Origin of the sequence: Marinobacter sp. NP-4(2019), assembly GCF_003994855.1 — a bacterium.
GTDB lineage: Bacteria > Pseudomonadota > Gammaproteobacteria > Pseudomonadales > Oleiphilaceae > Marinobacter.
In genome coordinates, this window is sequence record NZ_CP034142.1 from 3654603 (window position 1) to 3679179 (window position 24577).

Genomic DNA, 24577 nt, shown 5'->3' on the forward strand with positions numbered 1-24577 from the left:
AAATGCGTCGCGTTGTAATTACTGGTATGGGCATTGTTTCCAGCCTTGGTACCAATCAGAAAGAAGTGACCCAATCCCTGAAGGAATCCCGTCCCGGCATCGGGTTTAGCGAGGAAGCCAGGGACAACGGCCTGCGCAGTCATGTCTGCGGCCAGATCAATCTGAACCTTCCGGAACTGATTGACCGCAAGCTCTGGCGCTTCATGTGCCCGGCCTCCGGCTATACCTATCTGGCAATGCGTGAGGCCATTGAACAGTCTGGTCTGACCGACAAGCAAATCAGGGCCGACTCCACGGGTATCATTTTTGGCCAGGGCGGTGCCTCTACCGTCGAACTGCTGGATGCCATCGATACCCATCGTGACCGTGGCCTCCGCCGCGTTGGCCCCTATCGGGTGCCGCGCACAATGGGCAGCGCCATCAATGCCTCCATCGCGACTGGCTTTGGCATCCGCGGTATCAACTATGGCATCACCTCCGCCTGTGCCACCAGCGCGCATGCCATTGGCCACGCAGCGGATCTGATTGCCCTGGGCCGTCAGGACGTCATGTTTGCCGGCGGCGGTGAGGATATCCACTGGACCCTGAGCATGCTGTTTGATGCCATGGGAGCACTGTCCACCAAATACAACGACACCCCGGAACTGGCTTCCCGCACCTACGATAAGGACCGGGACGGCTTTGTCATCTCCGGTGGTGGCGGAGTTCTGGCCCTGGAAGCCCTTGAGCACGCGGAAGCGCGCGGCGCCAACATCCTGGCTGAAATTGTCGGCTTCGGTGCCACCTCTGATGGCGCCGACATGGTCGCCCCCAGCGGCGAAGGTGCGGTGCGCTGCATGCAGCACGCCATGAAGAACGTGGAAGGCGAAATCAGCTACGTAAATACCCATGGCACCAGCACACCTGCCGGTGACGTGACCGAGCTGAAAGCGTTGAGGGAAACCTTCGGCGACAAGATTCCGCCGCTGAGTTCCACCAAGCCCCTGTGCGGACACGCCCTGGGTGCTGCTGGCGTGCATGAAGCCATTTACAGCCTGATCATGCAACGGGAAGGCTTTATTGCCCCGTCCGCCAACATCCAGAATCTGGACGAAGGCGCGGAAGGCTATCCTATCGTGCGGGAACGCATGGATAACCAGAATCTCGACCTGGTCATGAGCAACAGCTTCGGCTTTGGTGGCACCAACGGCACACTGGTGTTCAAGAAAGTCTGATTGAGCGGTATTCAGCCGGGGAAGTGCCCATCCAGCGCTTGAATGCCCGGCTGAATGCACTGAGCTCAGAGAAACCGAGCTGCTCGGCAATTTCCACCAGCGGCTTGGTTTTATCCTGCATGTAGGATAATGCTTGCTTGCGGCGAACATCCTCCAGCAAGCGCGCGAAGGTCAACCCCTCCCTCTTCAGTTTCTTGTGCAGAGTATAGCGGCTCATATGCAGCTGCGATGCCACGGCCTCAACCCCCACCTTACCGCGAGTCAGTTGCACACTGATCAGCGAGCTCACTCTTGAACTGAGGGGCGCCCGTGCGACCTCTTTCCTCAGAGGCTCTGATGACATTCGTTGTTCCTCCTCACTTGGGCTCTGGCCCGATATGCCAATGCAAATAGCGTACACATGTTAGCCGAAAACAATCAATAAGACCTTTGAGCAGGATCAAGGAATGGAATTCCGGTTAAGGCAAAATGCCCAGCCAAATTCCCCTCCCGGAGCCCCGATGAATACCCCGGAACTACTCGCCCCTGCGGGCACTCCCGAACACCTGGAAACCGCATTCGCCTATGGCGCCGACGCTGTATACGCCGGTCAGCCGCGCTATTCTCTGAGAGTACGCAATAACAGTTTCAGGGACATTGCGGCTCTGGCTACAGGAATTGAAAGGGCTCACCAACTGGGCAAACAGTTTTACCTGGTGTCCAACATCGCACCACACAACGACAAGGTACGAAGCTACCTGCGAGACCTCGAACCGGTCATCGCACATAAACCGGACGCCCTGATCATGTCCGATCCGGGCCTGATCATGCAGGTGCGGGAAAAATGGCCAGAACAGCCGATTCACCTATCCGTACAGGCCAATGCCGTCAACTGGGCCACGGTGGAGTTCTGGCGGCGCCAGGGCATCAGCCGCGTGATCCTGTCACGGGAACTGGCCCTCAACGAGATCCGTGAAATCCGCGAGAGAGTGCCGCAAATGGAACTGGAGGTATTCGTCCACGGCGCACTGTGCATGGCCTATTCCGGCCGCTGCCTGCTGTCGGGTTACATGAACCACCGCGACGCCAACCAGGGCGCCTGCACGAACGCCTGCCGCTGGGACTACAAGGAAGTGCAACACACCCATGACCACACCGGCGACCTGATTGCCACCTCCGCCACCAACGGCGCTCAGGAAGTAGAGCCAAAAGAAATCCTGCTGGAAGAACCCAACCGCCCCGGCAGTTTCATCCCCGCTTACGAGGATGAGCACGGCACCTACATCATGAACTCCAAAGACCTGCGCGCTGTCCAGCACGTAGCGGAACTGGCAAAGATGGGGGTGCACTCCCTGAAAATCGAAGGCCGCACCAAAAGCACCTACTACGTCGCCCGCACCACCCAGGTCTACCGCCGTGCCATCGACGAAGCCGTGAATGGCAAGCCGTTCGACATGAGCCTGATGAACGAACTCGAAGCCCTCTCCAACCGCGGCTACACCGAAGGCTTCCTGCGCCGCCACCTGCCGCGGGAATACCAGACCTATGAACAGGGCTCCTCGTTCCTCGGCACCCAACAGGTTGTCGGAACCATCGCCGACACCGACGACCGATGGCTGACCATCGACGTCAAAAACAAATTCGCCCCGGGCGATCAACTGGAACTGGTTACACCTGCGGGCAACATTCGTTTCTCTGCCGATGCGATGGAAAACCGGAATGGCGAGGCTATGAGCCACGCCCCAGGCAGCGGTCATTTCGTTCGAATTCCCAGACCTGAGGCACTGCCGGCATCGCTTGATCACAGCTACCTCACCCGAATCCTGCCCACCGGAGAATAGCAATTAGTCTGAGGCGTCGGGCGGGGCTGCCTCCCAAAACCCTGTCTTGCCAGGGATGGCAAGACGGAGCCCCCATGGATGGGTTCACGGCGTGTTTTGGGAGGCAGACCCGCCCGACGCCCTCCCCCGACCAGTTCAGTCCTGAAAACGACCAGACTATTACCCCGATTGCCACACCCTTAGTGCCCCATGGGCCGATTAAGGTATAATCACCCTGCGTTCAATTTAATACCTGACTATTTTACTCTGGTATTGTATAATCGCTCGCCAGAAGAGGTGGATCCGCCCCTTTTACCCTGCCCCAGAGCGGCAGGCGGGCGAGGAAAATCCGGCATCCAACAACCGATTGCAGGGCGTACTCACAGGATGAGCGACCACTGCAACACCCAAACTGATGACATCCGCCTGTCAGATCCGACAACGTGACTGGCGGCGACACCAAGGGCCACAAGCCCACGATGAGAGAATACGGAGCGACGATCATGGCGACCACCGACCAAGAGGTGAACGAGCTGATCAAACGGGAATACGAACACGGTTTCGTAACAGACATCGAATCCGATACGTTCGAGCCCGGACTGAATGAAGACGTTATCGCCCGCCTTTCCGGGATCAAGAAAGAACCGGAATGGATGCTGGAGTGGCGTCTGAAATCCTATCGTCGCTGGCTGGAAATGGACGAGCCCAACTGGGCTCACGTGGGCTACCCGAAGATCGACTATAACTCGATCTCCTACTATTCCGCGCCCAAGCGCAAGGAAGACATGCCCCAGAGCCTGGACGAAGTGGATCCGGAACTGCTGAAAACCTACGAGAAACTGGGCATTCCGCTGCACGAGCGCGAAAAGCTTGCCGGGGTCGCCGTTGATGCCGTGTTCGACTCGGTATCCGTGGCCACCACCTTCAAGGAGCCACTGGCCAAGGCCGGGGTGATTTTCTGCTCGATTTCCGAAGCCATCCGCGATTATCCGGAGCTGGTTCAGAAATACCTGGGTTCTGTTGTGCCCCACGGTGACAACTTCTTCGCCGGCCTGAACTCCGCCGTATTTTCCGACGGCACCTTCGTCTATGTACCCAAGGGCGTACGTTGCCCCATGGAACTGTCCACCTATTTCCGCATCAATGCGGCCAACACCGGGCAGTTCGAGCGTACCCTGATCATCGCCGACGAAGGCAGCTACGTCAGCTACCTGGAAGGCTGTACCGCTCCCATGCGCGACGAAAACCAGCTGCACGCGGCGGTGGTGGAACTGGTTGCCCTGGACGATGCCCAGATCAAGTACTCCACCGTTCAGAACTGGTATCCCGGCGATGAAAACGGCAAGGGCGGCATCTTCAACTTCGTCACCAAGCGCGGCGCCTGCATTGGCAAGAACTCCAAGATCTCCTGGACCCAGGTCGAAACCGGCTCCGCCGTGACCTGGAAATACCCGAGCTGCGTACTGCGTGGTGACAACAGCGTCGGTGAGTTCTATTCGGTGGCACTGACCCACAACCACCAGCAGGCCGACACCGGTACCAAGATGGTGCATCTGGGCAAAAACACCTCCAGCACCATCATCTCCAAGGGTATTTCCGCCGGTAAAAGCTCCAACGCCTACCGCGGCCTGGTGAAATTCGGCCCCGGCGCAGAAGGCGCCCGCAACTACACCCAGTGTGACTCGCTGCTGATCGGCGACCGCTGCGGTGCCCACACGTTCCCGTACATCGAGAGCAAGAACAAGTCCGCCATTGTTGAACACGAGGCCACCACTTCCAAGGTCAGTGACGAGCAGATGTTCCTCTGCCGCCAGCGTGGCATCGACCCGGAGCAGGCGGTTTCCATGATCGTGAACGGCTTCTGCAAGGAAGTGTTCAAAGAGCTCCCGATGGAATTTGCGGTCGAAGCCGGCAAGCTGCTGGAAGTGAGCCTCGAAGGCTCCGTTGGTTAACAGCGGCCCGCACACCGGCAGATAATCGAATTCATACAGTTTAGAGAAGAGAGAACCCGACAAATGCTCAGTATCAAGAACCTGCACGCCTCCGTTGAGGGCAAGGAAATCCTCAAGGGCATCAACCTGGAAATCAAGGCCGGGGAAGTTCACGCCATCATGGGCCCCAACGGCTCTGGTAAGAGTACCCTGTCCCAGGTGCTGGCAGGTAACGAGGCATTTGAGATCACCAAAGGTGAAATCACCCTGAACGGCGAAAACCTGCTGGACCTGGAAACCGAGGAGCGCGCCCGCGAAGGCATTTTCCTGGCATTCCAGTACCCGGTGGAGATTCCCGGCGTCAGCAATCTGCAGTTCCTGCGTACCGCAGTGAACGCCATGCGTCATCACAAGGGTGAGCCCGAGATGAATGCGGCGGAGTTCATGAAGCTGGCAAAGGAAGTATCCAAGCAGGTCGATTTGGACCCGGCTTTCCTCAAGCGTGGCGTAAACGAAGGCTTCTCCGGCGGCGAGAAAAAGCGTAACGAGATCCTGCAGGCCCTGCTGTTGCAGCCGAAGCTGGCAATTCTGGACGAAACCGATTCCGGTCTCGATATCGACGCCCTTCAGGTTGTTTCCAACGGTGTCAACGCCCTGCGCGCCGAAGACCGGGCCATCCTGATGGTGACCCACTACCAGCGCCTGCTGAACCACATTGTGCCGGATCATGTGCACGTGTTGGCCGGCGGCAAGATTGTCAAGTCCGGTGGTCGTGAACTGGCCCTGGAACTGGAAGAACGCGGTTACGGCTGGCTCGGCATCAAAGATGACGAAGAAGCGGCAGCCAACTCAGTCAATTGAGGGAGAGCGGAATGAAACCAGCACCAACACTTTCCGCCGCGTTCCTTCATCCGGCCGGGCAGTCACTGCCTGAGCCGCTGCTGGCGCTGCGCAAACAACGGGGCACGGCCCTGGTGGACATGCCACTGCCGACCCGCAAAACGGAAAACTGGAAGTACTCCAGCAAGTACCTGAAGCTGACCGACGACATGGCCATTTCACTGCCGGCTGAACACAAAGCCGGCAGCAGCCTGGCGGTGCCTGGTTACAAGGTGTCGTTCCTGAACGGCGTGATGATGCCGGAAGCCAGTGACTACCCGGACCTGGACGGCATCACCATTGAACGCTTTGGCGACCTGGATGACGACGAGGCCGCCAGTCTGGCGGAACGCATGGACAGCACCCTCGACAACAAAGCCGTGCAGATGGCCCGGCTCAACTCCGCCCGTTTCGAGGACGGCCTGCTGATCCGCCTGAAGCCGGATGCCGTGCTGGACCAGCCGTTGTTCATCGTCCATGAAGTCAATGCCGATGCCAGTGGTTCCGCGTATCCGCGCATTTTCGTGGATGCCGGCCGCCACAGCCAGATCACTCTGGTGGAGGAATACATCTCCAGCGGCAGTGAATCCGTCATGGTCAATACGGTCACGGAATTCACCCTGGGAGACGGCGCCAACGTCACCAGCATCCGCCTCAATATGGAAGGCGATAATGTCCAGCACATCGGCGCAACCGGCGTACGCCAGCAACGCAGCTCACGCTTTGAAAGCCACTGTGTCGGCTTTGGTGGCCCGTTGCGCCGGCACGACCTGCAGGTTCGCCTGGAAGGCGAAGGCGCCGAGTGCAAGCTCAATGGCGTGGTCGTAACCCAGGGCAAACAGCATTATGACAACCACACCACCATCGAGCACGTGGCAGCCCACTGCAACAGCGAAGAAACTTACCGCAACATTGCAGCGGATCAGTCCCACGCCGTGTTCAATGGCCGCATTCATATCCATCAGGACGCCCAGAAGTCCAATGCGGACATGAACAACAAGAACCTGCTGCTGTCTAACGGTGCAGAGATAGATACCAAGCCTGAACTTGAGATCTACGCGGACGACGTCAAGTGTGCTCATGGCGCAACGATCGGCCAGTTGGATGAAGTATCGTTGTTCTACCTGGTATCCCGCGGTATAGGCCGGCGGGAAGCCAACGTTCTGCTCACCATGGCGTTTATTAACGAACTGGTCGGGCAGATTCCGGTGGAGCAGGTACGGGATACCGCCCACACCCGACTGAACCAGTTCTTTGATCAGACATTCGAGGGGGCGTGACCGGTTATGACAGATCTGTCCGTGGCCAACACAGCCAAGAAAACAGCGTTTGACGTTGACGCCATTCGCCAGGATTTTCCGATCCTGTCGCAGCAGGTGAACGGCAAGCCGCTGGTATACCTGGACAATGGCGCTTCCGCCCAGAAGCCGGTGGCCGTGCTGGATGCCATGGACCGTTATTACCGCGAGATGCACTCCAACGTACACCGGGGTGCCCACACCCTCGGTGACCGGGCGACTACCGCATTTGAAGGCGCACGGGAAACCGTCCGCGGCTTTCTCAATGCCGAAAGCACCCGGGAAATCATCTGGACCCGCGGCACCACCGAAGCCATTAACGTGGTCGCCAACGGCCTGGCCCCTCGCCTGAAAGCCGGCGATGAGATTCTGGTCAGCCGGATGGAGCACCACGCCAATATCGTGCCCTGGCAGATGGTTGCCGAGAGGACCGGCGCAAAAGTCGTGCCGGTCCAGATCACACCGGAAGGCGAACTGGATCTCGATTCGTTCAACAGCCTGCTGAATGAACGCACCCGTATTTTTGCCATAACCCATGTATCCAACGCGCTTGGCACCGTCAACCCGGTGGCCGCGCTGGTAAAACAGGCCAAGGCCCGCGGCATCATTACCCTGGTGGATGGTGCTCAGGCCGTGCCCCATTATCAGCCGGATGTTCAGGCGCTGGGCTGCGACTTTTACGCGTTCTCGGCCCACAAGCTGTTCGGACCGACCGGCATCGGCGTACTTTATGGCAAGGCCGAGCTACTGGAAGAGATGCCGCCTTATCAGGGCGGCGGCGAGATGATTGAGCGGGTGACCTTTGAGCGCACCACCTGGAACATCCTGCCCTACAAGTTCGAGGCCGGCACCCCGGCGGTGGCCGAAGCCGTCGGCCTGGGCGCCGCCATTGACTATGTAAACCGCCTGGATCGCCGTGCGCTGGAGATTGCAGAAAAGGCCCTGCTGGATCGCGCCAATCAACTGGTGGAAACCGTACCCGGCATGGAAATCATCGGCACCGCGAAGCACAAGGCCCCGGTCATGTCCTTTAAAATCGCCGGTCTACACCCCAGTGATATAGGAACGCTGCTGGATCAGCAGGGCATTGCCATCCGTACCGGTCACCACTGCGCGATGCCGCTGATGGATTTCTACGGAGTTCCCGGTACAGCCCGGGCTTCCTTTGCGTTTTACAATACGTTGGATGAGGTGGAACAATTGTTCACAGCCCTGCAGAAAATCCAGCGCCTGTTTGCCTGATGGAGGTGGAATTATGACAGCCGAAGTCTTCACCCCGACCGTTGCCGTCACCATGACGCCAAGCGCGGTCAAGCACGTACGCAAGCAACTGGACAAGAAGCCGGAAGCCAGGGGTATCCGGCTCGCCATCAAGAAGAGTGGCTGCTCCGGTTTCAAGTACGAGACACATTGGGTGGAAGAAGCCGCCTCCGATGACAAGGTGTTTCACATTGATGGCGTGGACGTGTACGTGAAAGAGGAACACCTGCCCTTGGTGAACGGCATCGAGATTGATTTCGTGACCGAAGGCGTGAACTCCATGTTCCAGTTCCGCAATCCGAACGCGACCGCCGAGTGCGGATGTGGCGAGAGTTTTACGGTGGCATGAATTATTGCCCCCTCTCCCCGGCCCTCTCCCGCGAGGGGAGAGGGAGAAAAACAACCGTAGGTCGGATTTACCGGTGAACGGCACAATGAGCGCAGCGTAATCCGACACCAAAGACAGAAAACAGCGAGGCCAGAACAGGCATGCAAGAACGGGAAGTTGTCCTGACCAAACGCGAGGTGGAAGCCCGCCTTGTTCCTGCCGGAACCGAAATCATGATTCCGTCGGATACCTTTGTGACCATCACACAGTCACTGGGTGGCACCTTTACCGTTGCGGTCAACGGCAATCTTGCCCGCATTGAGGGTCACGACGCCGACGCCCTTGGCAAGCAGCCTCTGGAAAGCAGCTTTGACACCCCGGAAGACGGCACCGTTAACGAGAATCAGGTGTGGGAAGCCATGCGCAACTGCTACGACCCGGAAATTCCGGTCAACGTGGTGGACCTCGGTTTGATCTACGAATGCAAAATCGAGAATGGCGTTCTCGATGGCAACCCCGACGGCAACCACGTCTACATCAAAATGACCCTGACCGCCGCGGGGTGCGGTATGGGCCCGGTGATCACCGATGATGTCCAGCGCAAGGTCGAGCATGTCCCCAATGTCGACAAGGTGACGGTTGACCTGACCTTTGATCCGCCGTGGAACAACGACATGCTCACCGACGAAGCCAAGCTGGAACTGGGGATGTTGTAAATGACTGCCTGCGAACAAACCTTTCTTAACAATCCGCTCGGAAAAGACACCACTCTGGAAGACGTGCTGGACGGCTTCGAGTTTCTGGACGACTGGGAAGAGCGTTACGCCTTTATCATTGACCTTGGCAAGCAGCTGCCGTCATTCCCGGATGAAGCCCGTACCGAGGAAAATTACGTGCACGGCTGTCAGAGCCAGGTGTGGCTGATTCATCACTACGATGAAGACAGTGGCAAACTGTATCTGCTGATCGACTCGGATGCCATGATCGTGCGCGGACTGGCCGCCATCATCCTGGTGGCCCTCAATGGCAAGAGCCCAAGGGATCTGCTGGCCACCGACATTGATGAACTGTTCGAGCAGCTGGACCTGTTCCGTCACATCTCCCCGACCCGGGGCAATGGTCTTCGGGCCATGGTTGGCAAGATCCGCGATACCGCCGCCAGGGTTGCCACCGCCTGATTACCAGACGATGGCAACGTCATCCCGCTGAATATTGATCTCACCGCCGGACAACGGCATCGTGCCGTTGCTGAAATCCGGGTGAACATTGTTCAGGATCAGCCGAGTCTGGCTGTCGGACAGCTCCGGCGTTCCCCCGAGTGAATCGAAGAAGCTCTCACTCCGATACAGGTTCAGTTCATCGCCCGGACGCAGGCCGGCCGTAGCGCCGGATGCCAGCGTCACCTTGCTGCCATCGACACGAGTAATGCGAGTGATAAACGGCTGACAGGCGAGGGCTTCCTGGACCGCCGCGCCCATGTCGGCCATCAGCTCACCCACCGCCTGACCATACTGTGTTTCCTGGAATCCAGCCGAATCAAAACCGGCGGACGCACCGGGACCGGCATCCCACTGGGCCTCCGTGGCAAACCGTTGCTGATAGATCGGCGCACCGCTGAAGCCATCAAACACCATCATGTCCGCCACAAAACGTCGATTCTGATTCGCCAAGCCCGCCCCCCGCTGCATCCTGTCCAGCACGGACGTCCCCCAGGCCGAGGGATCCGACACACCGAGATCGCGAATTACGCCCGTCACCACGAACTGAACGTCCAGCTCACGAGCTACCTGGACAACATTGGTCAACCGGTTATCAAACTGCTGCCGGGTGGGCGCATTCAGCAGATCCCGGAACAGCCGGGACGTAGTGGCTCGGTATACCTGGAGGCGACCGGATTCCCGCAAGGAGGTCTGCAACTGTTGCGGCAAGATTTCGCCGGCATCGCCGATGCGGCCAACCCGCGCCTGGTCCGGATACAGAATCGGGAAACCGGTGACGGCCACTCGCTTTTTCAGACCTGACGCCTCGCCGGCGCTGCAATGACTGCTTTCAGACATATCCGCCCTGACCGTAACCCGCAGCAAGTCACCCTGGCGGTACTCATCCACGATACGGGCATCCCGGGCGCGGGCCGAAGACGCCACCTGTAGCCGGGATTCAGTGACGACGCCGTTCTCCATCGTGTCCCGGCTGCTGATTTGTGCTTCATACTGCAGCGCGACGTCCCGCAGTGCGGCTTTGCGGGCCTTGTCACGGGCGGCATCCACGTTACCACCATGAATGGTGGCGTGCCCCACCCCCTCCAGCACAACAGCCTGTGCCGTAGGTACGGCCAGCAGGGTCAATACAAGCAGTATACGGACGGTGTTCATAATGCTTTGGTCACTCAGTCGAGATAGTACAGGGAGTCAACGCTGCGGCTTTGCACATCCCCAACACTGTCGTTACCCCGTGGCATGGGAACCGGACACAGGTCCTGAACCTGCGAATCAGACACTTCCGCAACACAGGAACGGAACCGTGGCTCCAGCTTCAGCTCCATCACGGTCTCAATAACGCCATCACTGTGCTCATTGACCGCCACCATTTTGGCGCCTCGAATATAACTGTCCACGTAAGTACGGAACATGTCATTGTTCAGCACAAAATCGCTCACGGTGGAGCTGCCATAGATGACAGTACCGTAAACTCGCTCCGCCAGATTGCGATAGGCATCCAGCTGAGACGCACGTCGCGCCAGCAATCGCTTCCGGGTGTTTAAACGGTCCCTGGATGCATCCTCATAGGTTCCGAAACCACTCACCCGTACCGTAATCGGCTCCAGGCTGCGGTCGTCACTGCTACTCGGGTACTCCCCAAACGGCGCGCACCCGGCCATCACAGCAACCAACACAGATACGAAAATCCAGCGCAGGGTCATGTCCAATCTCCGAAAAATCTCATGTGCGAAACCCCTATGAAAAAATCGCGCCATGTTTTGCAGGCCATTGATTAACGGAAAAATTGCCGTGATGGCCTTTTACCTTCAAGCCGCAAGCGGCAAAAAGATACCGCCATTTACATCATCAAAACAAACCGTTACCCGTTCACCCATGCGAAATAGCTGGAACCACCGTAACCTGACTTCCGTGTAACGTCTGACCCTATGAAAACTCCAAAAACACAACAGGAAAACACATGACCGAAAACCGTTTGACCAAGTTGGCCATTGCTATCGGACTTTCATTCGCTACGACCGCAACCATGGCAAGCCCCCAACAGCCCATGTCTTCCCGCTCTTTTGCCATGGGTGGTACCGGCGTGGCAGTGGCACATCCAGCATCAGCAGGATTATCCAACCCGGCGATGCTGGCTGCCGATCAGCACAACGGGGCCGATGACTTTGGTTTGATTCTTCCATCCGTCAATGCCCGCTTCGCAGACGAAGAAGAAACCGTAGACCAGATCGACGATATCCAGGCCAACATTGACCGCTTCCAGGAGATGGACCGCACCTCCGACCCCGATGAAGCCCGTCGTATTGCTGGCGATCTACGCCGTCAACTCAACGAGTTCGACGAAGACACAGTTCGCGCTGACGTCGGACTGGCTATCGCTGCGTCGGTCCCCACCGACGAGTCCTCAGTCGGCTTTTTCTCCACTGGCAATTTGCGGGCAACGGTTCGTGGCGAATTCGATGAACAGGATGATGCTTTCCTTCAGCAGTTGGAAACCGCGGACGAGGCGACACTGGCCACGGCTGACCTGGATCGGGATCTGCTATCCCGCGGCAGAATTCTTGCCTCGGCAGTGTTCGAGGTTGGCGTCTCACTCGCCCGCTCCGTGGAACTTGCAGATGGCAACAAATTCCAGATCGGTTTTTCACCGAAGTACGTTCAGCTGCGCACATTCCAGTACACGGAAACGGTTTCCGGCTTTGAGGACGACGACTTCGACAGCGATGATTTCGAGACCACCAAAAGCGGACTGAACTTCGACCTTGGAGCGGCCTATGCCTTTGGTGACAATAATGAGTGGACCGCCGGCGCCATTATAAAGAACGCCATCCCGATGGATCTGGAGTCGGCCGCCAGTCGCCCGGAACTGGGTGAAGAAAAGAGAAAGCTCAAACTCCATCCCATGGTCACCGCCGGCATTGCCCACAAAGGCGACTTCCATGTGCTGACCGCCGAGCTGGATCTGACCGAAAAGGAAGCCTTTGGCTATGAGGATGACACCCAGTGGCTGGCCGTTGGCGCGGAATTCGATGCATTCAACTACGCCCAGTTACGGGCCGGCGTCCGCCAGAACCTCGCCAGCAACGAAAATAACGACGGCATTGAGGAAAGAACCCAGCTCACCGCCGGTATCGGCCTGTCGCCATTTGGCGCTCGTCTGGATATCGGCGCGTTGTTCAGCGACGCGGACACAGGTGTAGCCATCGAACTGGGTGCAGCCTTCTAACTAAGCCAGGAGTACGGTTTGCCTCGGCCGCCGCTACCGCCGATAATCCACGGATCATTTTCCGGTATTGGAGAACTTCGGGATCCATGGAGATCTATCTGGTTGGCGGCGCGGTGAGGGATGAACTGCTCGGCCTGGAAGTCAAGGACCGCGACTGGGTCGTCGTTGGCGCCACCCCTGAGGAGATGCTAAAACAGGGTTTCAAACAGGTTGGCGCCGACTTCCCAGTGTTCCTGCACCCCGCTACCCGCGAGGAATACGCCCTTGCGCGTACCGAACGAAAGGATGGCCGGGGCTACCATGGCTTTACTGTCTATAGCGCGCCGGACGTTACTCTGGAAGACGATCTCAGGCGCCGCGATCTGACCATCAATGCCATGGCCAGGTCCACGTCCGGAGAACTGATAGACCCATTCAATGGCAAGGCCGATATCGAAGCGCTGCGATTGCGTCACGTTTCAGAAGCCTTTGCGGAAGACCCTCTGAGAATACTCCGTACCGCCCGTTTCGCAGCTCGTCTGGCTCCGATGGGATTTCATGTGGCAGACAGCACCATGAAACTCATGCAGCAGATGACGGGGTCCGGCGAGGTCGATCACCTGGTACCGGAGCGGGTCTGGCAGGAAATCCAGCGAGCCCTTCACGAAAACGATCCCGTTACTTTCTTTAACGTGCTTCAGGCATGTCACGCCCTAGCGGTTCTTATCCCGGAACTGTCCGACGCCTCCGTGCTGACACCAGCCCTGGCATCCCTTAACTGTGCTTCCGCCCGTGACACTGATACCGCAACCCGCTTTGCTGCGCTGCTGTCTCACCTGCCCGAGGACCAGACCAGTCAACGGGCGCGGGCACTCAAGGCCCCGAACGATTGCCAGGAAATGGCACGCCTTGCCAGCCGGCTGGCACCGGAGCTTCGCGAACAGGCAGACGCAGGGATGACCGAACAAGGCATCCTGGCCCTGCTTGATGAAGCCGATACCTGGCGGCGACCAGAAAGATTCCAGCGGCTACTGACGGCTCTCAGATGCTCCCTGCCCCTTCGGTACGGGGCAGCCGTGAATCTGCTGCAGGAGTCTGCCGGCGTTGCGGCCGCCGTCGATGCAAGAGAGCTGATGACGCAAGGGCATAAGGGCAAGGGTCTGGGGGAGGCTATCCGGCGGGAACGGTTACACCGCATCGCCGAGCTGATACCAAAACACCCGCACTGAAAATGCCAGTACACCAACCGCTGCTTTGGTGCGTCACGGCTTTCCGCTACAATGCGGACAAGTATTATCCTACCCGCGCGGGCGAACAGCTTTGCCTTGCGCCTTTCAGAACCGGAGAAAATCCATGCGTGATGTTGTCATCGTAGCCGCCAAACGTACCGCCGTCGGCAGCTTCGGCGGAGGCCTTTCCAGCCTGCGTGCCGACCAACTGGGGTCCGCCGTGATCAAGGCACTGCTGGAGGAAACCGGCGTCCCGGCTGACCAGATCAACGAAGTGGTCCTGGGGCAGGTTCTGACCGCCGGCTGCGGCCAGAACCCGGCCCGCCAGGCTGCAATCAATGCCGGCATCCCGGCTTCCGTACCGGCCATGACCATCAACAAGGTCTGCGGCTCCGGCCTCAAGGCCGTTCACATGGCGGTCCAGGCCATCCGCACCGGTGACGCCGAGCTGATGATCGCCGGCGGCCAGGAAAGCATGAGCCAGGCGCCCCACGTACTGCCCAACAGCCGCAACGGTCAACGCATGGGTGACTGGAACATGGTCGATACCATGATCAAGGATGGCCTGTGGGATGCGTTCAATGATTACCACATGGGCGTCACCGCCGAGAACATCGTCGGGAAATACGGCATCAGCCGGGAAGAGCAGGATGAGTTTGCTGCGGCATCCCAGCAGAAAGCGGTTGCCGCCCGCAATGCCGGCTATTTTGACAGTCAGATTGTTCCGGTCAGCATTCCTCAGCGCAAGGGCGATCCGCTGGTCGTCGACCAGGACGAGAATCCCCGTGATGGCGTCACTGCCGAAGGTCTGGGCAAGTTGCGCCCGGCCTTCCAGAAGGATGGTACGGTCACCGCCGGCAACGCCTCATCCCTGAACGATGGTGCCGCAGCCGTTATCGTATGTAGCGCCGACAAGGCAAAGGAACTGGGCCTGACGCCGCTGGCCACCATCAAGGCACACGCCAACGCCGGCGTGGATCCCACCATCATGGGCACCGGCCCGATTCCCGCCAGCCAGCGCTGCCTGAAACTGGCCGGCTGGAGCGTCGATGATCTGGATCTGGTGGAAGCCAACGAAGCCTTCGCCGCCCAGGCGATCTCCGTTAACCGCGACCTCGGCTGGGATACCAGCAAGGTCAACGTAAACGGCGGCGCCATTGCCATCGGCCACCCGATTGGTGCCTCCGGCTGTCGCATTCTGGTCACACTGCTGCACGAGATGCAGCGCCGCGACGCAAAGAAGGGGCTGGCCACCCTGTGCATTGGGGGCGGCATGGGTGTTGCCCTGGCGGTCGAGCGCTGATTGCATGCTGCATGTGGTGCTGTACGAGCCGGAGATACCCCCCAACACCGGAAATATTATCCGGCTCTGCGCCAATACCGGCTGCCAGCTTCACCTGATTGAGCCCTTGGGGTTTAACCTTGAGGACAAACAGATGCGGCGGGCAGGGCTGGATTACAGCGAGTACGCCACTGTGAAAGTGCATAAGAACTATCACGCCTTTCTCGATAGCGAGCTGCCGGAGAGGCTGTTCGGGCTCACCACCAAGGGCAGCCGGCACTACCACGAAGCCCGCTTCCAGGATGGCGATTACCTGATGTTCGGTCCGGAAACCCGCGGGCTACCAGAGGACATCCGGAACGGACTGCCACCGGAGCATCGCCTGCGGGTTCCGATGCGGCCACAAAGCCGCAGTCTGAACCTGTCCAACACAGCCGCCCTGGTGGTTTACGAAGCCTGGCGACAACTGGGCTTTGAAGGCGCGGTCTGACCCCGGGCCTCCCCTTCAGCCAGACATAAAAAAACCGGCAGATGCCGGTTTTTTTATGGACGCAGATATCTGAAGTCGAACCTCAGTGGGTCTGCTCTTCCTTCGATGCGCCTTCACCCTCTTCCTGCTTGCGCTTGAGCGCCTGGGCGTAGATCGCATCAAAATTGACCGGAGCCAACATCAGGGCCGGGAAGCTGCCCTTGTTCACGATGCCGTCGATTGACTCACGGGCGTACGGGAACAGGATCGTCGGGCAGTAGGCGCCCAACATCTGGCCCAACTGCGGGCCTTCAATACCCTGGACCATGAATACACCCGCCTGCTGAATTTCTACAATGTAGGCCACTTTCTCGCCTACCTTCGCGGTCACGGTCAACGACAGCACAACCTCGTACTGATTGTCGCTTACCTTGTTGTGAGAGGTATTCAGATCCAGGTTCACCTGCGGCTTCCACTGATCCTGAAAAACCAGGGGGGAATTCGGTGATTCGAAAGACAGGTCCTTCACATAGATACGCTGAAGCGCGAACTGGGGTTGGTTCTGGTTATCGCTGCCTGCTGCGCCTTGCTGATTCTCAGCCATGTTCAATCCTTTTCGTTTCTCTGATGGTGACCACCAGGGCCCCCATTTTTATATTAAGTATTTACTTCTTGACCAGTGGAAGGTTACTGCTTTTCCAGTCGGCAATGCCACCATTGAGACGAACCACGTTCTCATACCCTTCCGCTTTCAGTTGTTTCACCGCCATGGCGGAATGCTGGCCCATTTTATCCGCCACGATGATTTGCTTGTCCTTGAACTTCTTCAACTCGCTGGCGCGACTCTTGATCGCGTTGAGTGGGATGTTCACGGAGCCGGCAATACGGCCTTCACCAAACTCTTTGCGGTCGCGGATATCCACCACCACGGCTTCATCACGGTTGATCAGGCTCACCGCACCCTGGGCTGAGATTTTCTGCCCGCCACGACGGGACTCCAGCACAAGAATCGCCAGCAGGAACGCGACGAAAAGCGATACCAGAATGTAGTGGTTGACGGCAAATTCAATAAACCTGTCCATGAAAACACCCAGTTAATTAGTTTGGCGGGATTATACACACCCTGAACCAGTGACAGAAGGCAGACCTCCGTGGCCTAGCGGAATGAAAACGGTTAGAATCTGCACTCCCGTTTACAAACTTCCAAACCATACCGGATTAAGTGATGACCGCAACGCGTAAGCCGACTGCACTGATTATTCTGGACGGCTGGGGCCACCGTGACCCTGCCGAAGACAATGCCATCAGCAACGCCAACACCCCGTTCTGGGACAAGCTCTGGCAGCAACAGCCCAAAACCCTGATCAACACCTCCGGTATGTTTGTGGGACTGCCACAGGGCCAGATGGGCAACTCCGAAGTCGGCCACATGAATCTGGGCGCCGGCCGCGTGGTTTACCAGAGCCTGACCCGCATCGACAAAGATCTGGAAGACGGCACCTTCGCCAGCAACCCGACACTGTGCGCGGCAATCGACAAGGCCGTGAGCAGCGGTCGTGCTGTGCACCTGATGGGCCTGCTGTCGCCCGGCGGCGTACACAGTCACGAAGACCACATTCTGGCCGCCGCCGAACTGGCCGCGGCCCGGGGCGCAAAAGAAGTCTATATTCACGCCTTCCTTGATGGCCGTGACATGCCGCCGCGCAGCGCCAAGCCATCCCTGGAGAAAGCCGCTGCCAAAATGAAAAGCCTGGGCGTAGGTCGTGTGGCCTCCATTGTAGGCCGTTATTACGCCATGGACCGGGATAACCGCTGGGACCGCGTGGAAGCCGCCTACAACCTGATGACCACCGGCGACGCTGAATTTACCGCCACAGATCCAGTGTCTGCCCTGGAACTGGCATACGAGCGCGGCGAGAACGACGAGTTCGTCAAACCGACCCGAATCCATGAAGCGGGCGAACCAGAGGGTACCATCAACGACGGTGACGCCGTACTGTTCATGAACTTCCGCGCTGATCGTGCGCGGGAAATGACCCGCACTTTCGTGGAGAAGGACTTCGACGGCTTCGAACGCCGCAAGCACCCGGAACTGGCGGACTTCGTTATGCTTACCGAGTACGCTGCCGATATCAAAACGGCCTGCGCGTATCCGCCCGAGCAGCTGGTTAACGGCTTGGGAGAGTATGTATCCAAACTGGGCAAAACCCAATTGCGCATTTCGGAGACCGAGAAGTATGCCCATGTCACCTTCTTCTTCAATGGCGGCCTTGAAACACCGTTTGAAGGCGAAGACCGGATCCTGGTGCCCTCTCCAAAAGTAGCGACCTATGACCTGCAGCCGGAAATGAGTGCACCGGAAGTCACCGACAAGCTGGTGGAAGCTATCAAGAGCGGCAAATACGACCTGGTGGTGTGCAACTATGCCAACGGGGACATGGTCGGCCACACTGGCAAACTCGACGCAGCCATCAAGGCCGCAGAGTGTCTCGACCAATGCGTGAAGCGTGTTGTGGAAGCGCTCGACGAAGTGGGTGGCGAGGCACTGATTACGGCGGACCACGGCAATTGCGAGCAAATGACCGACCCCAACTCCGGGCAGGTCCACACCGCCCATACCATTGGCCCCGTACCACTGATTTACACCGGTCCGCGCCAGGTTACCCTGAAGGACGACGGCAGCCTGAGCGATGTAGCGCCGTCCCTGCTGACCCTCATGGGTCTGGAGCCGCCAGCGGAAATGACCGGGCACAGCCTGGTAAACATCGGTTGAGAGATCGCTTGTTTTCCCCACGGTTACTGGCAGCGGCATTGATACTCAATGCGCTGCCAGCACTGGCTAACCAGGACGTCACGCCCGGCCAGATTGAAGAGCTGAAGGAACAGATTGCCGACATTGACCAATGGCTGGCAAATGCCGAAGAGGACCGTTCGTCGCTTGAAAGGCAACTGACCGGCATTGAGCAGGATATCAGCCGCCTGACCCGTGAACGCAGAGAGCTACGCCAACAGGCGGAAGCGCAGCAACGGCGCCTGGCAAATCTGCAGCAGGAAGAAAAAGAGCTGAACCGCACCCTGAACAGCCAGCGCGAAAGCCTGAAAAAGCAGATTCGTGCCGCCTGGATGGAAGGCGATGCGCCTGCGGTGAAAGTCCTGCTCAACGAGATTGATCCCGACAGGATCGCCCGCACCATGACCTATTATGAATATCTCAGCCGGGACACCGTTCAGCGTCTTGAGGTGTTCAACGCCAATCTGCGCCAGTTGAGAGAAACCCAACAACAGGCAGAGGCCACCCGCGTCAAACTGGGCAAGCTGGAAGCCGATGTGGCGGAACGCCAGAAAAAGCTCACCCGCAATAAGGCCCAGCGCAAACAAACACTCGCCGCTCTGGACAAGGAAATCCGCGAAAGGAAGGATGAGCGCAAGGAGCTGGCAGCTGACCGGGAGCGCCTGGAGAAACTGCTGCGCGAAGTGGAAGAGGCCATAGCCAACATCCCGGCACCCAATGAGTCTGCCCCCTTCAAGTCACTGAAAAACAGACTCCCCTGGCCCGCCAAAGGCAAGGTTTTCAGTGGATTTGGTGCGCCCTATGCCGACGGCAAACTCCGCCGCAACGGGCTGCTGATGAACACCTCCGAAGACGCAGACATCAAAGCCATACACTATGGCAGGGTGGTCTTTGCCAACTGGTTACGGGGCTTCGGCCTGATGACGATTGTCGACCACGGCGATGGCTACATGACACTCTACGGCCATAGCAGCAGCCTCTACACCAGCCCCGGCGACTGGGTTGAACCTGGCGAGGCCATTGCCGCTGCAGGACGCACCGGTGGCACCGAGGATCCGGCACTGTATTTTGAAATTCGCCGCAACGGTAAGCCGGTGAATCCCCGTAGCTGGCTGGCAAAATAGACACACTTCCGGTTATCGGGCGCGAGGGCTGACAAACCCGACCAGTGACGCCATACTGTCCCGGTATACAGGGGACTGCTCAACCATCGGAATAAACACAGGATAAGTGAATGAGACGGGCCAGAAGTACACAAAACACCAAAACCATCCGCGCATTGACTCTGATTACCTGCTTTATTGCTTTTCCCGGCCTGATTCACGCCCAGGAAACCGATGACCGCACCGGCGAACTTCTGGAAGGCGTCCAGAGTGGTGAACAGGTCCAGATCCAGCTCCCCGACCCGGAAAAACAGCTCCCCCTCGACGACCTCCGCAAGTTCACTGAAGTCTTCAGCCGCATCAAGGACGCCTATGTGGAAGAAGTAGAAGACCGGGAACTGCTGGAAAGCGCAATCAAGGGCATGCTGTCCGAGCTGGACCCCCACTCCACCTACCTTGCTCCCAAGGATTACGAACAGCTTGAGGAGAGCACATCCGGTGAGTTCGGTGGCCTCGGCATCGAAGTGGGTATGGAGGACGGTTTCGTCAAGGTGATTGCCCCCATTGACGACACTCCGGCACAGAAGGCGGGCGTACAGGCCGGCGATTTGATCATCAAGCTCGGCGACCAGCCGGTCAAGGGCATGTCCCTGGAAGAAGCGGTCAAGCTGATGCGCGGCAAACCCGGCACTGTTCTGACCCTGACCATCATGCGCGAAGGTGAAAGCGCCCCGATCGAAATCGATGTTGAGCGTGACATCATCAAGGTAACCAGCATCAAATCCCGCATGATCGATAACGGGTATGGCTATCTCCGCATTACCCAGTTTCAGGCCGATACCGGAAGCCAGTTTGTCGACGCCCTGAACAAGCTGGAAGAAGAATACGGCAACGACCTTGATGGCCTGGTGATTGACCTTCGCAACAACCCGGGCGGCGTCCTGCAGGCGGCGGTTGAGGCGGCAGACGCCCTGCTCGACGGGGGCCTGATTGTCTATACCGAAGGCCGCATACAGAGTTCCCGCCTGCGCTTCAACGCCAAGGCCGGGGACATCATGGAAGGCACCCCCATTGTCGTACTGATCAACGGGGGCTCGGCATCTGCTTCGGAAATCCTCGCCGGTGCGCTCCAGGACCATCAACGCGCGGTGGTCATGGGCACCCAGTCCTTCGGCAAGGGCAGTGTTCAGACCGTCATCCCCCTGGACGAAACCCATGCTATCAAGATGACAACCGCCCGCTACTACACCCCGAATGGTCGATCTATCCAGGCCAAAGGCATCAAGCCGGACATTGAAGTCAAACCCGCTGAACTTCAGGAGATTGATGGCCGCCCCTTCTTCACCGAAGCAGACCTGAGCGGACACCTGGAAGGCCAGACTGAGGGAGAGGAAGCCCCCAAAACTGAGCAACAGGAAACGTCCGCAGCGGAGCAGGATTACCAGCTACGCTCAGCACTTAACCTGCTCAAGGGCCTGAAAATTCTGGACAAGCGTGGGTCCCGCGCTGATAAAACGGAATAAAGCCCTTGAGACTGCTGATATCAGTGCTGGTCGCAACGCTGCTGGCGTCCGTAGTCCGGGCCGAAGAGCCCGGACCGGCCCGCAAGGGAGGGATGCCACCGACCATTGCCATCATCATCGATGACATGGGCCATAATCTGTACGAAGGCAAGCGCCTGGCCAACCTGGAGCAACCGGTCACCCTGGCCTTCCTGCCCTATCGTCGGCACACGGTAGCCCTGGCAAAGCTGGCCCATCATAAGCACAAGGAAGTCATGCTCCACGCACCGATGGCGAATACCCGGAATTTCGGGCTGGGCCCCGGTGGGTTAACGTCGGATATGGACAGGCAAAGCCTGAAAACCACACTGCGCCGGGCCTTACAGTCGATCCCTCACGTAAAAGGCGTGAACAATCACATGGGCAGCCTGCTGACCCAACAATTGCAGCCCATGGACTGGGTGATGTCCGAGCTGGACCTTTACCCGGTGTACTTTGTCGACAGCCGCACCATTGCCTCGTCGATTGCCGGCCAGGTGGCTGACGCCTATCGCATACCAACCCTCACCCGGGATGTCTTTCTGGACCACGAGCAGACTGAGGAATTTGTCGACCAACAGTTCAGGCTGCTGATAAAACGGGCGCGCGAGAATGGCAGCGCCATCGGCATTGGCCACCCACACAAGGTGACCGTAGACTACCTTGAGAAAAACCTGCCAAAGCTGGATGAGCAAGGCATCGCCATTGCAACGGTGAGCGGCCTGTGGGCCATCCGGAATAATAATCGACCGATGTTTGCGGAAGGTGAGAAGCGGGCCATCCGACCGGCCTACGCGAGAGGTGAATAGAGGGACCCGATGATGCCCGGGGCGTCGGATTAGGCGCAGCCGTAATCCGACAAAGCTCTGCCGCCTACTCCCTGACCTCAATCCCCTGAGCCTTCATAAACGCCTTGGCCTCAGGAATGGTGTGCTGCCCAAAGTGAAAAATCGAAGCCGCCAGCACCGCATCCGCGCCACCGTCGGTTACCCCATCCGCCAGATGCTGTAACTCACCAACCCCACCGGAAGCAATCACTGGCACTGATACTGCGTCACTAACCGCGCGGGTCAGGCCCAGATCAAAGCCAATCTTGGTACCATCCCGATCCATACTGGTCAGCAGCAGTTCGCCGGCGCCCAACTCCGTCATCTTGCGCGCCCATTCCACCGCATCCAGACCGGTCGGTTTGCGGCCGCCGTGGGTAAAGATTTCCCAACGCGGCGCTTCACCCTCCGCTGAAACCCGCTTGGCATCAATCGCCACCACAATGCACTGGCTGCCAAAGCGCTCGGCGGCTTCCCGCACGAACTCCGGATTAAATACTGCAGCGGTGTTGATGGAGACCTTGTCTGCCCCCGCATTCAGCAGTTTGCGGATATCTTCGACGGTACGCACGCCGCCACCCACGGTCAGCGGGATGAAGACTTCCGCCGCCATACGTTCCACGGTTTCATAGGTGGTGTCACGGCTTTCATGGCTGGCGGTAATGTCCAGGAAGGTAATCTCATCCGCACCCTGCTCGTTGTATTTGCGGGCCACCTCCACGGGATCACCCGCGTCGCGGATATCGACAAAGTTCACGCCTTTCACCACGCGGCCCTTGTCTACGTCCAGGCAGGGAATGATGCGTTTGGCCAGTCCCATAGTGTGTGTCCTTATGCCTTGAGGCTGTCGCAGTAGGCCTGGGCCTCCGCCACGTCCAGGGTGCCCTCGTATATGGCACGACCGGTGATGGCGCCAAGAATGCCCTTGTCGGCCATGGTCGCCAGACGTTTCAGGTCGTCCATGTTGGTGACGCCGCCGGAGGCGATGACCGGGATGCCACCGGCTTCCGCCAGTGCCGCCGTCGCTTCGACATTGACGCCCTGCATCATGCCGTCACGGCTGATGTCGGTGTAGACAATGGAGTCGACGCCATCGTTGGCGAAGCGCTTCGCCAGATCGGTAGCCATGACTTCCGAGACTTCCGCCCAGCCATCGGTAGCGACCCGACCATCTTTGGCGTCCAACCCGACAATGATGTGGCCTGGAAATTCCTTGCACATTTCAGTGACGAAGTCCGGCTCCTTCACCGCTTTGGTGCCAATGATTACCCATTGTACTCCCGCTTTCAGGTACGCCTCGATGGTTTCCGCAGAGCGGATACCGCCACCAATCTGGATCGGCAGATCCGGGTACTTGCGGGCGATGGCCTGGACGATTTCACCGTTGACCGGCTCACCGGCGAAGGCGCCGTTCAGATCGACCAGGTGCAGACGGCGAGCGCCGGCCTCCACCCAGCGGGTGGCCATATCGACGGGATCGTCACCGAACACGGTGGAGTCGTCCATGCGGCCCTGGCGCAGGCGAACGCATTTGCCGTCTTTCAGATCAATGGCGGGGATAATCAGCATTTTCCAGTCCAGTCAGTAAAGTTCTTCAGTAACTGCAGCCCAGCCCGGGCACTTTTCTCGGGGTGGAACTGCGCTGCAAAGATGTTGTCTTTCGCCACCGCAGCGGCGAGGTCGACGCCATAATGACTGCGGCCGGCGATGTCGGCGTTGCCTTCGGCTTCGACGTAGTAACTGTGCACAAAGTAGAAGCGGTCGCCATCGGGAATATTGTGCCAGAGCGGGTGTTCGATGGTCCGGTAGACCTCGTTCCAGCCCATGTGTGGCACTTTCAGGCGTTCGCCGTTTTCCGTCAAATTGTCACCGAAGTAACGCACTTGGGACGGGAACAGATCGATACAGTCAACCCCACCGTTTTCCTCGCTGCGGGACATCAGCGCCTGCATGCCGACGCAGATGCCCAGGAACGGGCGGTCCTGCGACACTTCGCGCACCAGAGTGTCTACCCCTAAACGGCGAATTTCGGCCATGCAATCGCGGATGGCGCCGACGCCGGGCAGGATTACCCGGTCAGCCTCACGGATCCGATCGGCATTGTCGGTGACCAGTACGGTGGCGTCGGGGGCTACATGCTCTACCGCTTTTTTGGCAGAGTGAAGGTTGCCCATGCCGTAGTCGATAATGGCAACGGTTTTCAT

At 58.5% G+C, this 24577-nt stretch carries 25 protein-coding genes; 17 read left to right on the forward strand and 8 right to left on the reverse strand.

The genetic code is table 11. The features are described 5' to 3' along the window. Nucleotides 1-2 precede the first annotated feature (2 nt). The gene (fabB, locus tag EHN06_RS16690; RefSeq protein WP_127333647.1) at nucleotides 3-1214 is read left to right on the forward strand and encodes a beta-ketoacyl-ACP synthase I; all 1212 of its coding nucleotides are present in this window, start codon (nucleotides 3-5) and stop codon (nucleotides 1212-1214) included. Here fabB and EHN06_RS16695 read toward each other — a convergent pair. After that, nucleotides 1201-1557, reverse strand: coding sequence for a helix-turn-helix transcriptional regulator (locus tag EHN06_RS16695; RefSeq protein ID WP_127333648.1), 357 nt, complete (start codon nucleotides 1555-1557; stop codon nucleotides 1201-1203). The genes fabB and EHN06_RS16695 overlap by 14 nt on opposite strands. A 157-nt stretch (nucleotides 1558-1714) precedes the next feature. On the opposite strand from EHN06_RS16695, the gene yegQ reads away from it, so the two are divergent. The 8 genes from yegQ to EHN06_RS16735 all read left to right on the forward strand — a co-directional run bounded on the left by yegQ (nucleotide 1715) and on the right by EHN06_RS16735 (nucleotide 9887). Then, entirely contained in the window at nucleotides 1715-3034 is a 1320-nt protein-coding gene (gene yegQ / locus EHN06_RS16700; RefSeq protein WP_127333649.1) for a tRNA 5-hydroxyuridine modification protein YegQ, read from the forward strand. A gap of 482 nt (nucleotides 3035-3516) precedes the next feature. Then, on the forward strand, nucleotides 3517-4965 hold the full coding sequence (gene sufB, locus EHN06_RS16705; protein WP_127333650.1) for a Fe-S cluster assembly protein SufB: 1449 nt from the start codon (nucleotides 3517-3519) through the stop codon (nucleotides 4963-4965). A gap of 63 nt (nucleotides 4966-5028) precedes the next feature. After that, nucleotides 5029-5805: a Fe-S cluster assembly ATPase SufC gene (gene sufC, locus EHN06_RS16710; RefSeq protein WP_127333651.1), complete on the forward strand. Its 777-nt coding sequence runs from the start codon at nucleotides 5029-5031 to the stop codon at nucleotides 5803-5805. An 11-nt stretch (nucleotides 5806-5816) separates the two neighbouring features. Further along, the gene (sufD, locus tag EHN06_RS16715) at nucleotides 5817-7103 is read left to right on the forward strand and encodes a Fe-S cluster assembly protein SufD (RefSeq protein WP_127333652.1); all 1287 of its coding nucleotides are present in this window, start codon (nucleotides 5817-5819) and stop codon (nucleotides 7101-7103) included. A gap of 6 nt (nucleotides 7104-7109) precedes the next feature. After that, nucleotides 7110-8363, forward strand: coding sequence for an aminotransferase class V-fold PLP-dependent enzyme (locus tag EHN06_RS16720; RefSeq protein ID WP_127333653.1), 1254 nt, complete (start codon nucleotides 7110-7112; stop codon nucleotides 8361-8363). A gap of 13 nt (nucleotides 8364-8376) precedes the next feature. After that, nucleotides 8377-8730 (forward strand): HesB/IscA family protein, encoded by a 354-nt coding sequence (locus tag EHN06_RS16725; RefSeq protein ID WP_127333654.1) that lies wholly within the window; start codon nucleotides 8377-8379, stop codon nucleotides 8728-8730. 140 nt (nucleotides 8731-8870) lie between these two features. Continuing rightward, nucleotides 8871-9425 carry a putative Fe-S cluster assembly protein SufT gene (gene sufT, locus EHN06_RS16730; RefSeq protein WP_127333655.1) on the forward strand — a complete coding sequence of 185 codons (555 nt, stop codon included), beginning with the start codon at nucleotides 8871-8873 and terminating at the stop codon, nucleotides 9423-9425. Further along, entirely contained in the window at nucleotides 9426-9887 is a 462-nt protein-coding gene (locus tag EHN06_RS16735) for a SufE family protein (RefSeq protein WP_127333656.1), read from the forward strand. Here EHN06_RS16735 and EHN06_RS16740 read toward each other — a convergent pair whose 3' ends face one another. Further along, the gene (locus tag EHN06_RS16740) at nucleotides 9888-11081 is read right to left on the reverse strand and encodes a flagellar assembly protein T N-terminal domain-containing protein (protein WP_206075677.1); all 1194 of its coding nucleotides are present in this window, start codon (nucleotides 11079-11081) and stop codon (nucleotides 9888-9890) included. Between the two features lie 14 nt (nucleotides 11082-11095). Then, complete coding sequence (locus EHN06_RS16745) at nucleotides 11096-11629, reverse strand: LPP20 family lipoprotein (protein ID WP_127333658.1); 534 nt, start codon at nucleotides 11627-11629, stop codon at nucleotides 11096-11098. Nucleotides 11630-11886: 257 nt separating this feature from the next. On the opposite strand from EHN06_RS16745, the gene traF reads away from it, so the two are divergent. From traF to trmL, 4 genes are all read left to right on the forward strand, one after another. Continuing rightward, the gene (traF, locus tag EHN06_RS16750; protein ID WP_127333659.1) at nucleotides 11887-13152 is read left to right on the forward strand and encodes a conjugal transfer protein TraF; all 1266 of its coding nucleotides are present in this window, start codon (nucleotides 11887-11889) and stop codon (nucleotides 13150-13152) included. A gap of 86 nt (nucleotides 13153-13238) precedes the next feature. Further along, on the forward strand, nucleotides 13239-14360 hold the full coding sequence (locus tag EHN06_RS16755; protein ID WP_127333660.1) for a multifunctional CCA tRNA nucleotidyl transferase/2'3'-cyclic phosphodiesterase/2'nucleotidase/phosphatase: 1122 nt from the start codon (nucleotides 13239-13241) through the stop codon (nucleotides 14358-14360). Nucleotides 14361-14484: 124 nt separating this feature from the next. Further along, nucleotides 14485-15663: an acetyl-CoA C-acetyltransferase gene (locus EHN06_RS16760; RefSeq protein ID WP_127333661.1), complete on the forward strand. Its 1179-nt coding sequence runs from the start codon at nucleotides 14485-14487 to the stop codon at nucleotides 15661-15663. Nucleotides 15664-15667: 4 nt separating this feature from the next. Continuing rightward, a complete protein-coding gene (trmL, locus tag EHN06_RS16765; protein WP_127333662.1) occupies nucleotides 15668-16132 on the forward strand; it encodes a tRNA (uridine(34)/cytosine(34)/5-carboxymethylaminomethyluridine(34)-2'-O)-methyltransferase TrmL in 465 nt (154 codons plus the stop codon). Between the two features lie 82 nt (nucleotides 16133-16214). On the opposite strand, the gene secB is transcribed toward trmL, so the two are convergent. Both secB and EHN06_RS16775 read right to left on the reverse strand, forming a co-directional pair. Next, complete coding sequence (gene secB / locus EHN06_RS16770; protein WP_127333663.1) at nucleotides 16215-16715, reverse strand: protein-export chaperone SecB; 501 nt, start codon at nucleotides 16713-16715, stop codon at nucleotides 16215-16217. A gap of 61 nt (nucleotides 16716-16776) precedes the next feature. Continuing rightward, entirely contained in the window at nucleotides 16777-17193 is a 417-nt protein-coding gene (locus tag EHN06_RS16775) for a rhodanese-like domain-containing protein (RefSeq protein WP_127333664.1), read from the reverse strand. 143 nt (nucleotides 17194-17336) lie between these two features. Here EHN06_RS16775 and gpmM point away from each other — a divergent pair, with 143 nt between their 5' ends. The 4 genes from gpmM (at nucleotide 17337) to EHN06_RS16795 (ending at nucleotide 22355) form a co-directional block, all read left to right on the forward strand. After that, nucleotides 17337-18884, forward strand: coding sequence for a 2,3-bisphosphoglycerate-independent phosphoglycerate mutase (gene gpmM / locus EHN06_RS16780; protein ID WP_127333665.1), 1548 nt, complete (start codon nucleotides 17337-17339; stop codon nucleotides 18882-18884). A gap of 8 nt (nucleotides 18885-18892) precedes the next feature. Next, a complete protein-coding gene (locus tag EHN06_RS16785; RefSeq protein WP_127333666.1) occupies nucleotides 18893-20026 on the forward strand; it encodes a murein hydrolase activator EnvC family protein in 1134 nt (377 codons plus the stop codon). A gap of 110 nt (nucleotides 20027-20136) precedes the next feature. Then, nucleotides 20137-21528 carry a S41 family peptidase gene (locus EHN06_RS16790; RefSeq protein ID WP_127333667.1) on the forward strand — a complete coding sequence of 464 codons (1392 nt, stop codon included), beginning with the start codon at nucleotides 20137-20139 and terminating at the stop codon, nucleotides 21526-21528. A gap of 11 nt (nucleotides 21529-21539) precedes the next feature. Beyond that, a complete protein-coding gene (locus EHN06_RS16795) occupies nucleotides 21540-22355 on the forward strand; it encodes a divergent polysaccharide deacetylase family protein (RefSeq protein WP_416332563.1) in 816 nt (271 codons plus the stop codon). A 64-nt stretch (nucleotides 22356-22419) separates the two neighbouring features. Here EHN06_RS16795 and hisF read toward each other — a convergent pair whose 3' ends face one another. Genes hisF through hisH form a run of 3 tightly spaced genes read right to left on the reverse strand, consistent with a single transcriptional unit; the run spans nucleotide 22420 to nucleotide 24577 of the window. Continuing rightward, nucleotides 22420-23193, reverse strand: a complete 774-nt coding sequence (hisF, locus tag EHN06_RS16800; RefSeq protein ID WP_127333668.1) for an imidazole glycerol phosphate synthase subunit HisF — start codon at nucleotides 23191-23193, stop codon at nucleotides 22420-22422. An 11-nt stretch (nucleotides 23194-23204) separates the two neighbouring features. After that, nucleotides 23205-23942, reverse strand: a complete 738-nt coding sequence (gene hisA, locus EHN06_RS16805; RefSeq protein ID WP_127333669.1) for a 1-(5-phosphoribosyl)-5-[(5-phosphoribosylamino)methylideneamino]imidazole-4-carboxamide isomerase — start codon at nucleotides 23940-23942, stop codon at nucleotides 23205-23207. After that, nucleotides 23936-24577, reverse strand: coding sequence for an imidazole glycerol phosphate synthase subunit HisH (gene hisH / locus EHN06_RS16810; RefSeq protein ID WP_127333670.1), 642 nt, complete (start codon nucleotides 24575-24577; stop codon nucleotides 23936-23938). The genes hisA and hisH overlap by 7 nt, the downstream gene beginning before the upstream one ends.

Excerpts from the sequence above, each read along its gene's own strand:
- sufC (WP_127333651.1), top strand. The coding sequence starts at position 5,029 with ATGCTCAGTATCAAGAACCTGCACGCCTCCGTTGAGGGCAAGGAAATC.
- hisA (WP_127333669.1), bottom strand. The coding sequence starts at position 23,942 with ATGCTGATTATCCCCGCCATTGATCTGAAAGACGGCAAATGCGTTCGC.
- hisH (WP_127333670.1), bottom strand. The coding sequence starts at position 24,577 with ATGAAAACCGTTGCCATTATCGACTACGGCATGGGCAACCTTCACTCT.
- EHN06_RS16745 (WP_127333658.1), bottom strand. The coding sequence starts at position 11,629 with ATGACCCTGCGCTGGATTTTCGTATCTGTGTTGGTTGCTGTGATGGCC.
- fabB (WP_127333647.1), top strand. The coding sequence starts at position 3 with ATGCGTCGCGTTGTAATTACTGGTATGGGCATTGTTTCCAGCCTTGGT.
- gpmM (WP_127333665.1), top strand. The coding sequence starts at position 17,337 with ATGACCGCAACGCGTAAGCCGACTGCACTGATTATTCTGGACGGCTGG.
- secB (WP_127333663.1), bottom strand. The coding sequence starts at position 16,715 with ATGGCTGAGAATCAGCAAGGCGCAGCAGGCAGCGATAACCAGAACCAA.
- sufD (WP_127333652.1), top strand. The coding sequence starts at position 5,817 with ATGAAACCAGCACCAACACTTTCCGCCGCGTTCCTTCATCCGGCCGGG.
- yegQ (WP_127333649.1), top strand. The coding sequence starts at position 1,715 with ATGAATACCCCGGAACTACTCGCCCCTGCGGGCACTCCCGAACACCTG.
- EHN06_RS16775 (WP_127333664.1), bottom strand. The coding sequence starts at position 17,193 with ATGGACAGGTTTATTGAATTTGCCGTCAACCACTACATTCTGGTATCG.
- hisF (WP_127333668.1), bottom strand. The coding sequence starts at position 23,193 with ATGGGACTGGCCAAACGCATCATTCCCTGCCTGGACGTAGACAAGGGC.
- traF (WP_127333659.1), top strand. The coding sequence starts at position 11,887 with ATGACCGAAAACCGTTTGACCAAGTTGGCCATTGCTATCGGACTTTCA.
- EHN06_RS16790 (WP_127333667.1), top strand. The coding sequence starts at position 20,137 with ATGAGACGGGCCAGAAGTACACAAAACACCAAAACCATCCGCGCATTG.
- EHN06_RS16725 (WP_127333654.1), top strand. The coding sequence starts at position 8,377 with ATGACAGCCGAAGTCTTCACCCCGACCGTTGCCGTCACCATGACGCCA.
- EHN06_RS16695 (WP_127333648.1), bottom strand. The coding sequence starts at position 1,557 with ATGTCATCAGAGCCTCTGAGGAAAGAGGTCGCACGGGCGCCCCTCAGT.
- EHN06_RS16720 (WP_127333653.1), top strand. The coding sequence starts at position 7,110 with ATGACAGATCTGTCCGTGGCCAACACAGCCAAGAAAACAGCGTTTGAC.
- EHN06_RS16740 (WP_206075677.1), bottom strand. The coding sequence starts at position 11,081 with ATGAACACCGTCCGTATACTGCTTGTATTGACCCTGCTGGCCGTACCT.
- sufT (WP_127333655.1), top strand. The coding sequence starts at position 8,871 with ATGCAAGAACGGGAAGTTGTCCTGACCAAACGCGAGGTGGAAGCCCGC.
- EHN06_RS16735 (WP_127333656.1), top strand. The coding sequence starts at position 9,426 with ATGACTGCCTGCGAACAAACCTTTCTTAACAATCCGCTCGGAAAAGAC.
- EHN06_RS16755 (WP_127333660.1), top strand. The coding sequence starts at position 13,239 with ATGGAGATCTATCTGGTTGGCGGCGCGGTGAGGGATGAACTGCTCGGC.
- trmL (WP_127333662.1), top strand. The coding sequence starts at position 15,668 with ATGCTGCATGTGGTGCTGTACGAGCCGGAGATACCCCCCAACACCGGA.
- EHN06_RS16760 (WP_127333661.1), top strand. The coding sequence starts at position 14,485 with ATGCGTGATGTTGTCATCGTAGCCGCCAAACGTACCGCCGTCGGCAGC.
- sufB (WP_127333650.1), top strand. The coding sequence starts at position 3,517 with ATGGCGACCACCGACCAAGAGGTGAACGAGCTGATCAAACGGGAATAC.